General features: G+C 42.1%; 14 protein-coding genes and 1 pseudogene. 12 read left to right on the top strand and 3 right to left on the bottom strand.

The window, feature by feature from the left end; translation table 11 throughout:
• The first annotated feature begins 48 nt into the window (after positions 1–48).
• The gene (locus tag DYI03_RS00295; RefSeq protein ID WP_021670120.1) at positions 49–414 is read left to right on the top strand and encodes a hypothetical protein; all 366 of its coding nucleotides are present in this window, start codon (positions 49–51) and stop codon (positions 412–414) included.
• 1,405 nt (positions 415–1,819) lie between these two features.
• On the opposite strand, the gene DYI03_RS00290 is transcribed toward DYI03_RS00295, so the two are convergent.
• A complete protein-coding gene (locus DYI03_RS00290) occupies positions 1,820–3,349 on the bottom strand; it encodes an IS5 family transposase (protein ID WP_115367858.1) in 1,530 nt (509 codons plus the stop codon).
• Between the two features lie 238 nt (positions 3,350–3,587).
• Here DYI03_RS00290 and DYI03_RS00285 point away from each other — a divergent pair, with 238 nt between their 5' ends.
• The 5 genes from DYI03_RS00285 (at position 3,588) to DYI03_RS00265 (ending at position 8,112) form a co-directional block, all read left to right on the top strand.
• Positions 3,588–4,421 (top strand): DNA adenine methylase, encoded by an 834-nt coding sequence (locus tag DYI03_RS00285; protein WP_021670366.1) that lies wholly within the window; start codon positions 3,588–3,590, stop codon positions 4,419–4,421.
• 168 nt (positions 4,422–4,589) lie between these two features.
• The gene (locus tag DYI03_RS00280; protein WP_244916326.1) at positions 4,590–5,951 is read left to right on the top strand and encodes a fimbrillin family protein; all 1,362 of its coding nucleotides are present in this window, start codon (positions 4,590–4,592) and stop codon (positions 5,949–5,951) included.
• 18 nt (positions 5,952–5,969) lie between these two features.
• The gene (locus DYI03_RS00275; protein ID WP_021668163.1) at positions 5,970–6,197 is read left to right on the top strand and encodes a hypothetical protein; all 228 of its coding nucleotides are present in this window, start codon (positions 5,970–5,972) and stop codon (positions 6,195–6,197) included.
• Between the two features lie 140 nt (positions 6,198–6,337).
• Positions 6,338–7,048: a DUF6577 family protein gene (locus DYI03_RS00270; protein WP_021668162.1), complete on the top strand. Its 711-nt coding sequence runs from the start codon at positions 6,338–6,340 to the stop codon at positions 7,046–7,048.
• Entirely contained in the window at positions 7,045–8,112 is a 1,068-nt protein-coding gene (locus tag DYI03_RS00265; RefSeq protein WP_021668161.1) for a nucleotidyl transferase AbiEii/AbiGii toxin family protein, read from the top strand. The genes DYI03_RS00270 and DYI03_RS00265 overlap by 4 nt, the downstream gene beginning before the upstream one ends.
• Positions 8,113–8,145: 33 nt before the next feature.
• Here the strand turns inward: DYI03_RS00265 and DYI03_RS00260 are convergent.
• Positions 8,146–9,666, bottom strand: a pseudogene (locus tag DYI03_RS00260) (helicase-related protein); the annotation flags it as partial.
• Between the two features lie 288 nt (positions 9,667–9,954).
• Between DYI03_RS00260 and DYI03_RS00255 the strand changes: the two are divergent.
• From DYI03_RS00255 to DYI03_RS00245, 3 genes are read left to right on the top strand one after another with little or no spacing between them, the layout of a single operon-like run.
• Positions 9,955–11,175, top strand: a complete 1,221-nt coding sequence (locus DYI03_RS00255; protein ID WP_025064855.1) for a site-specific integrase — start codon at positions 9,955–9,957, stop codon at positions 11,173–11,175.
• Between the two features lie 4 nt (positions 11,176–11,179).
• The gene (locus tag DYI03_RS00250; RefSeq protein ID WP_004348459.1) at positions 11,180–12,448 is read left to right on the top strand and encodes a site-specific integrase; all 1,269 of its coding nucleotides are present in this window, start codon (positions 11,180–11,182) and stop codon (positions 12,446–12,448) included.
• Between the two features lie 52 nt (positions 12,449–12,500).
• Positions 12,501–12,968 (top strand): DUF1896 domain-containing protein, encoded by a 468-nt coding sequence (locus tag DYI03_RS00245; RefSeq protein WP_008450577.1) that lies wholly within the window; start codon positions 12,501–12,503, stop codon positions 12,966–12,968.
• On the opposite strand, the gene DYI03_RS13355 is transcribed toward DYI03_RS00245, so the two are convergent.
• Positions 12,922–13,329, bottom strand: coding sequence for a hypothetical protein (locus DYI03_RS13355; RefSeq protein WP_162013120.1), 408 nt, complete (start codon positions 13,327–13,329; stop codon positions 12,922–12,924). The genes DYI03_RS00245 and DYI03_RS13355 overlap by 47 nt on opposite strands.
• A gap of 353 nt (positions 13,330–13,682) precedes the next feature.
• Between DYI03_RS13355 and DYI03_RS00240 the strand changes: the two genes are divergently transcribed.
• The 3 genes from DYI03_RS00240 to DYI03_RS00230 are packed head-to-tail and all read left to right on the top strand — an operon-like array spanning position 13,683 to position 14,781.
• Entirely contained in the window at positions 13,683–13,952 is a 270-nt protein-coding gene (locus DYI03_RS00240) for a helix-turn-helix domain-containing protein (RefSeq protein WP_004348461.1), read from the top strand.
• Positions 13,953–13,972: 20 nt separating this feature from the next.
• Positions 13,973–14,287: a helix-turn-helix domain-containing protein gene (locus tag DYI03_RS00235; RefSeq protein ID WP_025064919.1), complete on the top strand. Its 315-nt coding sequence runs from the start codon at positions 13,973–13,975 to the stop codon at positions 14,285–14,287.
• Entirely contained in the window at positions 14,275–14,781 is a 507-nt protein-coding gene (locus tag DYI03_RS00230) for a DUF3408 domain-containing protein (protein ID WP_021668821.1), read from the top strand. Before DYI03_RS00235 ends, DYI03_RS00230 begins: the two co-directional genes overlap by 13 nt.
• The last annotated feature ends 79 nt before the right edge of the window (positions 14,782–14,860 follow it).

Genomic DNA, 14,860 nt, shown 5'->3' with positions numbered 1-14,860 from the left:
TCAAACTTTAATCGTTATGACAATTCAATAACAAAAAAAAAGAAACTTATGAAATTACGAAAATTATCAAATTCACCTGCTGTAGTGTTGTTAGTCTTTATCCTTTTGGGGGTGGTATCTTGTTCTGATGAAGAACAAGTTGCATCCAATGCAGCATCTCCTTCTGACTTTATCAACTTTTCTGTTGCAGAGAACAATCAAACTCATACGCGTACAGCGTTTGACTCTCAAAACTATGTCAAGAAGTTGAAAAACTTTTATGTGTATGCGTTCCTTGACGACCCAGGAGAAGAAGAACCATATATGGATAATGTAGAAATAGTCAATCAAGGTAATGGCATATTCTCATATAAAGACGAAAATAAAAGAAAGAGATGGCTGGAAGATGAATCTAAAGACTGCATAACGAAATAACACAATAGTTTCATTGATTATCAGATAGTTATACAGGATAAACACAAAAACCAATCGTGTAAATTTGCTTTGCATTGCTTTACATTTGCTTTACATTTAAACGGTGTTTAAACGGTGTTTGAGCACGAAAAGTTTACATCGTGTAAAGGAATGCTATCGGCAGCTTGATATTTGCTTTGCATCTACACCGCGTATTAGGCTATATAGAACGCACAGAACGCTTTATATACGGGGGGCGAGGGTTTTATCGATTGCATCGGTGCGAGGGGCTTAGAACGCAAAGAAATAGGACATTTGAAATTTTGGGAGTTACGTTGGGTATACCCAAAAGAAACGGTTACAATGTAGTGTGTAGCGCTGTAACTCATTGATTAAACACTACTTAAACGGTTGTGATTCCATTTTACACGGTATTACAGCCGTTTTTTCGTCTTTTTACACCCCTTTTATGCTTGTAAGTCATTGATTAAACAGCACTTAAACACTTTTAAAGCTATTTTAAACGGTATAATAGTCCTTTTTGCACTATTTTACACCGCTTTAGGCTCGTAAATACCTGATTAAACGATACTTAAACGCTTTTATACAGATGCTTTACGTATTTACCGATATTTACCCTTATTTTTGCCGTTTAAATGTTAAAACACTCGTTTGGTTATACACTTGGTTATACGTTTGGTTATACACTGAAAAAACGAAATGATACAAGAGGTTATACGTTTGGTTATACACTTTTTGGTATTTTCGCTCTCGTACACCCCCCTTGTTTGGTACTAAAAAATGGCATTTTTCGTATTTTTCGTTGAATTAAGGGGGGTATTTTCCATATTAAAAGGGGGTGTTTGGCGGGTGTTTAAGTATACAAAATAAGTAGCAAGTATTTATAAATCAATAGTTTAAACAGTTTTAAGGTTAAAAAATAGATAAAAAAGCGTGTGCGCACCTATTTGCAGGCACAAAAAAGGCTACCAAGTGGTAGCCTTTTGATGGTTAGTGGGTACTAACAAGATGCGAGTAATTAATATGTGGTAAGGAAATAGGCGGCAAACAGCCGCCTATTTTTGTAAAAAAGTACACTTATTTCCAAGTGTAAGAAAACTTCTCGCTTACATCTACCCACGGCACTAACCCATACATTGAATATGTTGTTGGAAATGTAGGGGACAAAACAAGTTCGGATGTCCTTTCTTTCACTTCTATTTCTTTTATACAGTATTTTAATCCCGCTTCACTTTTAGTAGGAAAACTTATATCTTGACTAACAGCAAAAACGACATATTTACCTATGGGTATTGTTACTGTTTTGTAAGTTTTTTCGTGTTGGGAAACATATATGTCAAAAACGGGATTAATAATGCTCCCATCTTTTGCTTTTAAAACCCCATAATTAGGGTCTGCTGAATTATTATCTCTTCACAGACAGAGGGTAGCAGACGTAGCCCCTCATAGTGACGATAATGATGAAAAACCACCAGATTTCGGTCAGGGCAAGACAAAGTTCCCTGAGGAACTTCATCACGTTTTTAACGAAGTAGCACATTCCTGTCCAGCATCGTGCTGTATCTGGAAGCTTGGCTCTTATGTCATTGGCTCGATAGATTCTCTTGCCAGTACCGAATGAGCATTCGATTTCATTGCGCTCCCCGATGGCTTTGGCCATTCTGGATTTCATCTCATCTGAAGGAGGATCCTTCGGTGGTCGCCCTAACGGTTTGCAGTATGAATGGATTTCAAAATCCTCAAGTATATCTCGGTTTGACCTGTTTAGGTAAATCTTATCCGCAAGGATGGTGGCCGGAAGATAGCCGAAGCGTTCTTTGAAAAGTTGAATCTGTAGCAAGAGATCCTGGCTCTCGTTGTAGGCATCCCAGCTGTGGTGGTCGATGAACGTATAGCCCTCGACTATGCTTGCACCTATCTTGGCCCCGAACTCAGTCCTTGCCTTAGCCTTTCCACGGACAATGGCACGGACGTGTGGCTGAAAGATGCTCAGTATGCGGTCTGCACAAGTATGAGTCTTTGACCTGTACATCTCCTCCTGCTGATGGTACATCGTGAGGATTGCAGTCAAGGTGCGTTTCTCATATAGGAATAGGCTCTCGTAGTACGTCTTGTTCTTTGCAAGCAAGTCCATTAAGATGCGGATGTCCTTGCGCAAGTAGTTGAGCATCACCCCGATAGTATCACGCACCATCTTGCCTTTCTTCTTGGCTTTCTTGACAAGCTGAAGGTATGCCTGACGTGCATGCTTGTAGTTCGTGCGTGGCTTGTGCAGCTCAAACATCTCGCACACCTTTATAATATAGTCGGTAACCTTGCGGCAACCATCATGTATTATATCAACGTCAACAGGATAACGCATCTCTGCATCGGCACAGGTAGCATCAATCTTCAGCACTCCCTTGTGCTCGCGACCTTTTGAGTCGGTGAAGGAAGCGGCATTCGGATCCTCTGGTTTCGGAGCCGGCGGGTCCTCATCATTCCTCTTCGCCTCTTCTTCTTCACGCTTGCGTTTCTCTTCAAGAAGACGCCTCTGCTTGTCGAGAAGCTTGACTGTCATCTTGTTGAGTTCTTCCTCTGAGATTCGCTTGCGTATCGTGACGAATAGGCTCGGGTCGAATATAGGCTTGTCGGTGAACTCATGCAATCCACAAAAGTACTGCATGTAGGGACTCTCTCTGATAATCTCGATGGTCTCGGCATCACTCAGGTTTAGTTTGTGCTTGATAATCATTGCGCCGAGAATCATGCGTGCCGGCTTGTTCCCTGCACCTTTCTTCTGATTGTCCAACCTTGAGTTGTATTCCTTCTCAAGTTCTGTCCATGGAAGAAGGTCACCGAGAGCCACCCATCGGTTTGTCTTGTCCAACTCATCAAGGGATGAGCGGAGCAAACCGAGGTCAAGTTGCTTGTATTTTGGAGCGTAAAACTTCATCTTGCTATGGATTTAACTATATAAAGGTACGATTTTCTAGTTAAACAAACAAAGAAATAAAGTTATATAAACTTAAATATCAGAGAGTTATAAATTATTCAGTAAACACTAATTAAATGCACCGTGCACACGACTGGAGGCAAATGTCCTCATTCGTGCACGGTGCATTTTATGTGTGGGTGAGATGTTTTGCAAAGATACAAATAAATTCGGATAACAAAGAAAAAAATAGAAAGATATGGAAGGGAAACAATTCAATTCTGCGCCGCTCCCATTTCAAGGGCAAAAGCGCAAGTTCGCAAAAGAGTTCGCAAAGGTATTACAACAATACCCTGATGATACAATGTTTGTCGATTTATTCGGTGGTAGTGGTTTGCTGTCGCATATAACCAAGCGTCAAAAGCCAAATGCCACTGTCGTGTACAATGACTTCGATAATTACCGCCAGCGGTTGGCGCACATCTCGCAGACAAACGAACTGCTGGCGGCAATTCGTGAAATACTAAAAGATGTGCCACGTGGCAAAATGGTTGCAGGTGAAGAAAGACAGCTCGTAATTGATGCTATTAAAAGGCATGAAAAGTTTTACGGTTATGTAGACTACATTACCTTGTCTTCATCGATAATGTTTTCAATGAAATATTGCACAAATATTGACGACTTTGAGAAACAAGGTATTTACAACCGGGTGCGTAGGGGAGATTTTGCAACGTGTGATGGTTATTTAGATGACTTGACTGTTGTGTCAGTTGATTACAAACAATTGGTCGAGCAATACAAAGATGTGCCTAATGTCGTGTTTATAATTGACCCACCTTATTTGAGTACCGATACGGCATCATACAGCATGAATTGGCAGTTAAGCGATTATTTAGACGTGCTTCTTGTTCTTTTTAATCATTCGTTTGTTTATTTCACGTCTAACAAGTCTTCTATCATTGAGTTGTGCGAATGGATAGCTCGCAATAGTGGAATGAACAACCCATTTGAAAGATGCAACAAGGTTGAGATAAACACGTCGATGAACTACAACTCCGCTTATACGGATATAATGCTGTATACTACAATTTAAAAGGTGTTCTTTCAGTGTTTAAATACTCTTTAAATACCCTACCATTTTCTTGAAGTCAGGAAATATGGTAGGGTACTAACGTTGTATTTTAGGTGTGTGCGTGTGCGCGTGCCACATTTATACCATTTCGTTTTTGTGTATAATAATATTATATATTCCATTTCGTTTTTGAAGACGACTTTATTTCGTTTTTCCGATTATAAATCCCTGCATTTTGTTGCGGTCAACTCTCCCAATAATTTTGGAAGCAGACCAGAAATAGATGTATGGAGCAACCACGAGGTAAGCCTTGGTGTATATTCGGGAGGAAACGAGGATTATATGGCAGCTTTCGAATCAGATGAATATAAACAAGCAAATCATGGTACCGTAAAATTACAATTCCATCACCTCCTCTCACAAATCAAGTTTGGAATTTCCAATATGTCAAACAATCTTGAAATCATGGACATCAAGCAAATCGGCTTAAAGGGGGTGTATCATGAAGCAGAGTTTACAATGCAGGGAAATGGGGCGATTCAAACACGTATGGCAAGGGATTATTTAGGTCTTGGCGAATATTCATTTGATATAGAAAACTTTGAAAAAGCAGATAAATCATATCTTAATGCCAGCAAAGACATTTTTATAGTTCCGTTGAATCATCAACCGTGGAATCCCAAGTCAGGCGTTAGAATTGCAGACATTAATAAGGCTATTCGTGAGAATGATGCACAAAACATTTATTCCTATGTATGGGTGAAATGTAAAATTTATGACCATAGCACAAGTCAATATGTTGTTGGCGACTGCAATAGTTATGGCGTTACTTATTTTCCTTTCAAAGCTGATTTGAAAGCAGGAAAAAGATACAAATACACGATTACCATTACGGATGACTTTATTGGCTACCCAGACCAAAATACAACACTCCAAGAGCCTAAACTTGGTTGGGTAATATCCGATGCTGGCAATATTTTCTCCACTTGTGAAGAAGCAGACAATGCAGGTGAGAAACCTGTTGCCATGATTGCATATATAAGTGATAATGGTAATGGCCCTGCACCTTATAGCAAACATGGACTTGCCATATCTTTGCGAAATCTAAAAAGCCCGGACAGGACTAACTTGTTTTTAATAGAGGAATTGGAGAAAGTAGACACATACCTTTCTGAATATCAGAAAGTAGCGCCATCTTGGACCCAATGGTATGTGCCAAGATTCAAAGACTTTGATTTAATATTTGATGCTTTTGGCGGTACTAAATATAGTAATAAACCACATTATACAACCCAACCGTGGGACTATGGAAGACTTAATGATTTTATGGAATCAACAGAACGGTATGGTGAAGACGAGGTTTATCATGATTGTTTTATAGGATACCTACCACCGTATTACGATTGGCAACCATCCCGTTATTGGATTAATGTTTCCGAGAATTCACAGTCATCATTTTTGTGGTTATATGATATTAAGGATAAGCAATACTTACAATGGCACCGAACTGCACTGGGAGGCTGTTTTATACGTCCTGTATTTAAATTTTAATTCTTAAAATGTGAAAAGATGGAAACAAAAAAAATAGAAATAAATAATCAGATAAAGAAGAAATATATAGCACCAAAAATTACGATTTTTGAAATGGGTGAACCTGTACTGACAGCAACTTCTCCAAGTGAGAATCCGAGGATGGAAGTTGGAGTAGACGACTGGATTGATGATGAAGAAGTAAACTCAACAAATGCAAAACATTTTTTTCATGTCTGGGAAGATGAAAATAGAGAAGAACTTTAATGATTAAGATACTCTACAACTTGGTTTAACAAAATCTACAAGTTATATCATATGTATTAAGATGTGTTAGATTTTGGCAATTTGTTTGTTTTATTGCCAAAATCTAACTATCTTTGCACCGAACTATTAGTGATAGTAGAATGAACGTCAATAATATCATTTTAGATTTTGCAAACACCAATAAGGAGTTCAGGACGAATGACTTGTTTGAGTATCTTTCTGGAAAGTTTGAACTTTCCAAGAAGATGCTGTCTTGGCATTTACGCAAGTTGATGGATGAAAACAAAATATTCAGAATAAGCAAGGGAGTATATACGACTACTCCCAAAGATATTTTTCGCCCAGTTCCCAATACTCATTCCATTCGGTTGTACAAGAAATTAAAAGCGGAATATCCATTATTAGACTTTTGCGTATATAATGGTGAAATTCTGTCTGATTTACAGCATCACCTTTCATACAACAATAATATCTATATAGAAACGGAGCGCGATGCCACTGAAACCATATTTCACTTTGTACAGGATATACATGAACGCAGTTTCCTTTCTCCAAAGGAAGACATGATGTCCGATTATATTCGGCTGGACAAAAGATCCTATATCGTAAAGCCTCTTGTTTCAGAGTCTCCCATACAGGAAGTAAACGGCATCAATGTACCAACAATCGAGAAACTTTTAGTTGACATCCAATGCGATAAGGATTTCTTTTACATGCAGGGGCAGGAAGCCCTGTACATGATGCAGAATACCTTTGCTAACTATAATGTAAATGTAGGTATGCTGTTGCGGTATGCCTCACGACGCAATATTAAATCGCAAATAGAAAAATATATCAAGGAATTTGTATGATCAAGAAAGAATGTATGACTACAGAATGGATAAAGACCATGTCTGTTCGTAACAAATATAAGGACTTGAACCTGATAGAGAAAGTCATCAGGGCAATGTCCCTGCTGGAGATGCTGAAATTGTCTGGATGCCCTTTCTGTTTCAAGGGCGGTTCGGCTCTGATGCTTATTTTGGGAGAATCCGCTCACCGACTATCCATTGACATTGACATTATCTGCCCACCCGGGACGGATATTGAGCCATATTTGAAAGATATAGAAAAGTTCGACTTTATATCTATGACCCTTGATGAGCGGCAGCAGAGGGACACGAATATTCCCAAGAACCACTCGAAATTCTTTTATCACATCGCTTATAAGAACGATGATAAACCTGCGTATATATTGCTTGATGTCCTCTACGAGGATTTACAATACCATGCAACTGAAGAAGTTGAGATTAAAGGTCCTTTTATAGAATTGGACGGTGATCCGTTGAAGGTAACCGTGCCATCCGCTGATGATATTCTCGGTGATAAACTAACGGCATTTGCCCCCAACACCTCGGGTATTCCTTATATCAAGGGAGGCAGAGACTGCTCGTTGGAAATTATCAAGCAGTTATATGATGTAGGCAGGCTGTTTGAACATTCCGGTAACTTTCAGCACACTAAGGATACTTTCATCCAAATTGGGAAAATAGAATTGCAATACCGTGGCTTACCCGCTGAACTTTCACTCATATATGAAGATATTCGGGAAACCGCATTGTGTCTGGCTACCAGAGGGCAAATTGGTAAAGGTGATTTCAAAATGCTACAAAGTGGCATTAAGAAAATAGACGGCTACATCTATAAGGGGAAATATCGCATAGAAGATGCTATCATAGATTCGGCTCGTGCAGCTTACCTTGCTACCTCAATAGAAAAATCAAATGCAGAAATAGAGAAATACGATGGAAATCCGAACACCATACTTGCTATGGAATTGTCTCCTTCCGTCAATAATAAACTCAACAGATTGAAGAAAACACTACCTGAAGCTTTTTTCTATTGGGTCAAGACAAGCGAACTATTACAAATCTAACCAACTCAACAAATAACTATAAATACACTTCCATTAGTGTCTCCACTTGGGTCTGAAACTCTGCAAAGGGTTATCCTCTTCTTTGTCTTGGACAGGGTTGTTTTCATTTTTTATTTTGGCTGAATAATTGTTGTTGGGTAAATCTTTTCCTTGCTTTATTCCCGCTTTTTCTTCATTATCCTCGTCAGGCGGTGCAAGCGTAAGTGCAATCCGCCTATCCAGCTCGGCTGCTTCTCCCTTGAGCGCACGTAGTTCGTCCTCCCTCTTCCATGAACTATTGGCAATGTTGGTATAAACGTCTTTATTGGCTGCAACCTTTGCTATTTCCTTCTCATGTGACTCTATCACCTTAGGGATACGCTCCAAGGCATTTACGAAGTTCTCGCAGGCAAGTTTCGGGTCTGCCGCTAACTTACCGTTATTATAGGTATAGTAGATGCTTTCCTGTCCCTTGACAAAGAAGCGGTTCACCGAGCAGTCGAACAAGTCCTTGGAAGTGCTCTCCGTCTTGACCATGATGGAAAAGCCGTAAACCTCGCCAATCTTGTTGTACTCGCTCTTGGTACGAGCCTTTTCCTCTATCTCGTGCAGACGAGCGGCGATGACCTTTATGTCGGTGCTGTCCTCTACACCTTTGATTGTCAGTTTATTGACGGGCAGTCCCTCCGTATCACGCTCCACGCGCTGCTCAAAGCAAGCCAAGTCAGCCTGCGCTTCCTTGATTTTATCCGAATGGAAGGACACGGAACTCTCAATCTCCGCCAGCTTGCCCGTTGCGGCATCACGCTCACGGAGGAAATTCTTGCGCTCGGATTCCAAGGTGGTAATCTTCTTGTCAAGCCTCGCTTTTTCCAAAAGGTCGGTGTTGCCTGAAAGTACTGCTACATATTCTGAGAAGTTCATACCACTGTCCTCGTCCATCGAACCCTCATCAATGGTACGGCTACCCAAGGTGTTTGTTTTTAGCTGGTTGATAAAGAGCTGTTTGTTGTGCAACAGATTGAACTTATAGCTATCCAAGGAACGCTCTACGGCATAGATGATGACATCGACCTTGTTGTCCGCAAACTCCTTGGCGACAAGATTTCCCTTTCGGATGGCACGCCCATTGCGCTGCTCCAAGTCCGAAGGTCGCCAAGGCGTGTCCAAATGATGGATAGCCACAGCTCGTTGCTGGGCATTGACTCCAGTTCCCAACATAGAGGTAGAACCGAAGATAATGCGAATGTCACCACGATTCATCGCATCTACCATCGCTTTCTTTGCTTTCTCGTTCTTGCACTCCTGAATAAAACGTATCTCGTATGCCGGGATATGGTAGTCCTCTACCAATTTTCTCTTGATTTCCGAATAGACATTGAAGTCTCCACCGGGCTTGTAAGTACCCAAGTCAGAGAAAACGAACTGCGTCCCTTTCTGTGCATCATACTTTTGGTAATAGTCATTGAGCATCTTGGCACAGTGACTTGCCTTGTTGTCGATATGGTCTGAGTACCCATTTTCATCAATCATGCGTAAATCAAGGCTCATCTTGCGGGCATAATCAGTTATTAAGAATGAAGGGAAATAGGGGGAAACGCAAGGAATGTAACTATTTGAAATATCATCATTTAGCATTTTCTTGCTATTTTGAGGGTAAGCGAAAACGAGCATCAAACGGCAGGAGTTCCGTTACCAAATCGTAACCCATCAGGGAAAAAGCAAAAAGGGGTTACGAATTGAAGGTAAACAACTGTGTCATAGGTTTTTATTCTTCATCTTTCATTTTTCTGCATCGCTCAGGAATACTTGTTCATCTGTACCTTTGCAAGCAAAGGAAATTTAGAAAAAAACGACAGAAAAATGAAAGAAAACAAACTCAAAGTATCGTTCTTCGTTCAGGCGAAACGAACCGACAAGAAAGGACTTGTGCCTGTCATCGGGCGCATCTCCGTTGGCAGAACCCATTCGGGCTTCTCCACCAAGTGTAAGACTCCGCTCGCTCTTTGGGACAGCCGCAAGCAAAGGCTTATCGGCAAGAGCAGCATGGCTGTGTCCGTCAATCAGAAACTTGGTGAATGCACTGCACTTATCCACACACGCTTTCACGAACTCAGTGAAAGAGAAGAATCCTTTACAGCCACAGACGTGAGGGATGCCTATCAGGGGCAAATCCACCGCCAAACCCTGCTCTTGGAGAGTTTCGGGGAGTATCTCACACAGACAAAGGAGCGCATAGGCATCGACCGAGCCTTGAAGACGTTCAAACTTCGTACCTACCAGCTCTCCCTGCTCCGTGAGTATGTGCAGAAAAAGCATAAAGTAAGCGATATACCCCTTTCACAGTTGGATAAAGCATTTATCGAGGGATTCGAGTATTATCTCACCATCGAACGCAGACTGAAACGCAGCAGCATATCGAGTACCTTGTCTACTTTGCAGACCATTGTCCGCATAGCGGTAAAGAAAGGTGTGCTGGACTTCTATCCGTTCTTGGGCTACAGTTACGAGCGACCAAAGGGTGAACCGAGAAGCATTACGCAGGAAGAACTTGAGCGCATCATCAACTTGGAGATTGAATGGGAGAACTATCGTTTTGTCCGTGATTTGTTCGTCTTTTCTTGCTTTTCAGGGCTTGCCATCTCCGATGTCCGCAATCTGAGAGAGGAAAACATTGTCTTGGAAGAAGGCAAACTCTGCATCAAGGGCAGACGCATGAAGACCAAGACCCCGTATCGTGTACAGGTGCTTCCCCCTGCGCTGACTATCATGAATCGTTATAGAGGGATAAGGGCGGGCTTTGTCTTTGACGTGCCGACCACCGACATTGTCCTCAATGGTATGCACTACATACAACGAAACATCGGCATGGAAACTCCGCTAACCTTCCACATGGCTCGCCATACCTTTGCTTCGCTTATCACGCTCTCGGCAGGCGTTCCTATCGAAACGGTGAGCCGTATGCTCGGACACACCAACCTGAGAACGACACAGGTATATGCAGCGGTTTCCTCCGAAAGAATCCATCGGGATATGCAAGCGATACAGCAGCGAATACAAGATACATTCACCTTAAAACTTTGACATTATGGCACGAAGTACATTCAAGACACTCTTTTATATCAATCGCTCCAAAGAGAAAAAGAACGGCAGCTGCCCAATTATGGGGCGTATCACCATAGACGGAGAACAAGTACAATACAGCACGGGCAAGGAGATTGCTCCTGAACTTTGGGACAGCCATAAGGGACGGTGCAAGGGAACAGGTGAAGAAACAAAGGAAATCAACCGCTACTTGCAAACCAAAGAGGAACAAGCCAAAGGCAAATACCAAGAATTAGTTTGGCAACGTGGCTATATCACTGCCGAGTTGTTGAAACGTGAACTCATGGAAGAGGACAATCCCAAAGGCTTTCTTTTGGAGGAAGCCCGACTATTTATTGAGGAAAAGCGTCCATGCGTAGGACTGACGATTGCCAAGCCTACCTTTGCTAATTACATCTACGCCACACAACTCATAGAGGCTTATCTGCGTGAACGCTTAGGGCTGGAGGATATTCGCTACTCCCTGTTGGACTATGGCTTTATTGAGGGAATGGACTTCTATCTCAAATCAGAACGCAACCTCTCTCTTGCCACTATTCAGGTAGTGGTCATCTTCCTTAGAAAACTCATCGGCATAGGTCAGCAGAAGAAGTATATCCGCATTGATCCGTTTGCAGACTACAAAGCAGAACTTCCACACCGCACAAGGCGTTATCTCACTACGGAGGAGCTGCAACGAGTATTGCAAACGCCCATCATTGACAAACAGTTCGAGCGAGCAAGGCAACTCTTCATTTTCTGCGCCTTCACCGGTTTGGCTCGTGTGGATATGCAACGGCTCAAACCGAAGCATATCACCCATAATGCTGACGGCACGGAGGAAATACGCATCAAAAGGCAGAAAACGGATGTAGAGGCGATTATTCCGCTCCTGCCTATTGCCAAACAAATCCTTTCGCTCTATATCAAGGACAAGAAAGCGGACGACTTGATATTTCCCAATCTCACAATAAGGAAAGCATCCTTTGCGTGTGTGAACATCGGGCAGATATGCCGGATAGATAAGGGCTTGACCTTTCACATGGCTCGCCACACATTCTCAACCACGATATGCCTATCCAATGGTATTTCGATGGAAACGCTCAGCAAGATACTCGGACACAGCAATATAGGTACGACACAAATCTACGGAAAGATAACCGACCACAAGATACAGGAGGATATGACTGCACTCACAGACAGGGAGCATACTGTATTTGAAGGTTATTGTGAGTCGATAGCACGGCAGAACGTGCCACTGCAACACGCATAAAAAGGAAGTAATTACCAAACATTTATTATTCACGATTGAAAACCAAATGATTATGAAAAAGAACAACAAACAGGAACTTTCTTACTTTCGATTGAAATTAAGAAGTTACATGAGTGAGCATCACCCTGAGAGATTGAAAGATAAGGAGTTTATCACTGCACGGGCAGATATGGCTCTCACAGCTTACTGCGATGCCGTGACACAAGGTTTCACGCACCCCGAAGCGGAAAGCATGGCAAGCGAGGTTTTGTATCAAGGCTTGCACTTTTCCAAGTATGATACGCTTGTATCCGTGTTTGAGAATGAGTTTGAAAGGGAACTGCCTGCACCTCTCCCAGAGAAACTCGTACCTATATTGTTGTCGAATAAGGCTATTCAAGCCACATTCGACAAGTTCGGTTTGACGGACACATTTGCTTCTGACGAGCAATACGACCGTCTTTACACCGAACTCACAGGCACGATAGTGCTGCTTACCAAGAGCAATCATTTGCCAATAATCGGTCAGACGGAGAGGTAAGCCCAAAGGCGTTGTAAGCAAAGGCACACGCAAAGTCCCTGATGCCGTTTCTTATCGTGCAAAGGTACAACGGCAGCCAATCTGCCCTGACAAGGTCAAGTCCTGCGGATGGAGAGAAGAATCTCCACCGCAGGATTTTTCTTTTCAAGTTTGTATTGCCATTTTCAATATTCGTGCGGTCGTATTCATCTCTCCCAACCTTGCAGAGCAGGGCTGCCGTAAGAGAGTATAGGCACGACAAGAATACGGCATACTCAGGCTCTTTGGACGCAAGGCGTAACAACCAACAATAGATAGGACTGACGATAATACGGACTATCTGTTGTTTGTACAATTTGTTGTCATGACTATCTGTTGTCATGACTATCTGTTGTCATGACTATCTGTTGTCAAAACTATATATCGTCAAAATAATCTATCGATAAAACTATCTATCGATAGTTCTACATATCGATTTGTCGAACTATCGAACTGTCGAAAGAATAATTGCTATGTTATAAAAGGAAAGAGCCGGCACCTCATCTCATTACCGCAATAACACAGATGGATCTCCTTTGGTCTTTTCTCTTGTTTTCTCTCTATTTCCCTGCTTTTCCTCATTTCTTGCAGCGGTGCTTCCGAGGGTTTACTTTTGCACTCGATAAGTACGGCAATGGACTGCATAACAGTTTGTTTGCCGAGTAACAATAAAGTAATCAAAACAAAATCAAGGCAATGAAACTCATTATCATCGACCGCAAGGCGTGGGAGCGGCACTGCTCCGAATTTGCAGATTTTATCCACAGTATTGAACAGCTTATCGGCAATCCGCCCGAAACGGACGAATGGCTCGACAATGAAGCCGTATGCCGCAGGCTCGGCATCAGCAAACGCACCCTGCAATCCTATCGCGACACGGGTAAAATACCCTTCTCCATCATTGGGCATAAATGCTATTATAAGGAGAGCGACATCGCAGAGTTACTGAACGCAAACAATGAATGAACTCAAACAATGAATGAACTATGGAAGAGAATGAAATCATTACGCAGGAAGACCCTCAGATGCAGTTGTTTTCACAACTGATGGAAGGAATATTGAAGAAATTGGAGCGGTATTGCGCTACCGCCCGTCCGATGCTGGGCGGAGAGGTTTACCTCACTGGCGAGGAGGTTTGTAGCCAATTACGGCTCAGCACACGCACGCTCCAAGAGTACAGAAACTTAGGAACGCTTCCTTTCTACAAAATCGGAGGGAAGATACTTTACAAACAGAGCGACATACAAACAATGCTTGAAAGACATTATAACGCAATACCCAAGAAATTATGGCAAGAATAGATGAACAAAGGAAACAACGTCTGGAACAAGCCCTTCGAGATATGGGCAATTATGGCGTTAAACTCCGCAAGCCCGAAGAGTTGCCCGATTTTGACCAGCCCGTAGATTATGAAGAGGAAAAGAAAAGATTTGAGCCTGTTAAAGTTGAGGAACAAAATGACAAGGAGAGTCACAAGGACTATTCTCAACCGTCCTATCAAGAAACAGAGTTGTCACCAACGGAAAGGGCTACTTCTACCGAAGAGAATCATCAACGAATGGGAAAAACAAGGGAAAGGAAGCAATTATCCGAGTTTCAGGGGAAATATCTCCAGCCCTTTCGCAACAGCCACCGCAAAGCCGTGTATGTATCAGAGGAAACTCAACGAAAGTTGGACTTCGTGGTGAGGAAAATCGGTGAGCAGGGAGCAAGCGTTTCAGGCTATGTGGAGCAGGTGCTTCGAGAACATCTCGACCAATACAAAGATGATGTGGAAAGATGGCGGAAACTCTGAAGTACTGCATTCCTCGAATGCAAGCCTACGCTGAGTTACTGTATTCAGTGAATGCAGTAACACGGCATGGGCTTATAAT

Origin of the sequence: Prevotella disiens (genome assembly GCF_900454955.1) — a bacterium.
GTDB classification, from domain to species: domain Bacteria; phylum Bacteroidota; class Bacteroidia; order Bacteroidales; family Bacteroidaceae; genus Prevotella; species Prevotella disiens.
This window is presented reverse-complemented; position numbering and strand designations above follow the sequence as displayed.

Coding starts and splice junctions, on each gene's coding strand:
- DYI03_RS00235 (WP_025064919.1), top strand. CDS start 13,973: ATGGAAGAGAATGAAATCATTACGCAGGAAGACCCTCAGATGCAGTTG.
- DYI03_RS00245 (WP_008450577.1), top strand. CDS start 12,501: ATGAAAAAGAACAACAAACAGGAACTTTCTTACTTTCGATTGAAATTA.
- DYI03_RS00255 (WP_025064855.1), top strand. CDS start 9,955: ATGAAAGAAAACAAACTCAAAGTATCGTTCTTCGTTCAGGCGAAACGA.
- DYI03_RS00230 (WP_021668821.1), top strand. CDS start 14,275: ATGGCAAGAATAGATGAACAAAGGAAACAACGTCTGGAACAAGCCCTT.
- DYI03_RS00265 (WP_021668161.1), top strand. CDS start 7,045: ATGATCAAGAAAGAATGTATGACTACAGAATGGATAAAGACCATGTCT.
- DYI03_RS00270 (WP_021668162.1), top strand. CDS start 6,338: ATGAACGTCAATAATATCATTTTAGATTTTGCAAACACCAATAAGGAG.
- DYI03_RS00290 (WP_115367858.1), bottom strand. CDS start 3,349: ATGAAGTTTTACGCTCCAAAATACAAGCAACTTGACCTCGGTTTGCTC.
- DYI03_RS00295 (WP_021670120.1), top strand. CDS start 49: ATGAAATTACGAAAATTATCAAATTCACCTGCTGTAGTGTTGTTAGTC.
- DYI03_RS00285 (WP_021670366.1), top strand. CDS start 3,588: ATGGAAGGGAAACAATTCAATTCTGCGCCGCTCCCATTTCAAGGGCAA.
- DYI03_RS00275 (WP_021668163.1), top strand. CDS start 5,970: ATGGAAACAAAAAAAATAGAAATAAATAATCAGATAAAGAAGAAATAT.
- DYI03_RS00240 (WP_004348461.1), top strand. CDS start 13,683: ATGAAACTCATTATCATCGACCGCAAGGCGTGGGAGCGGCACTGCTCC.
- DYI03_RS13355 (WP_162013120.1), bottom strand. CDS start 13,329: ATGACAACAGATAGTCATGACAACAAATTGTACAAACAACAGATAGTC.
- DYI03_RS00250 (WP_004348459.1), top strand. CDS start 11,180: ATGGCACGAAGTACATTCAAGACACTCTTTTATATCAATCGCTCCAAA.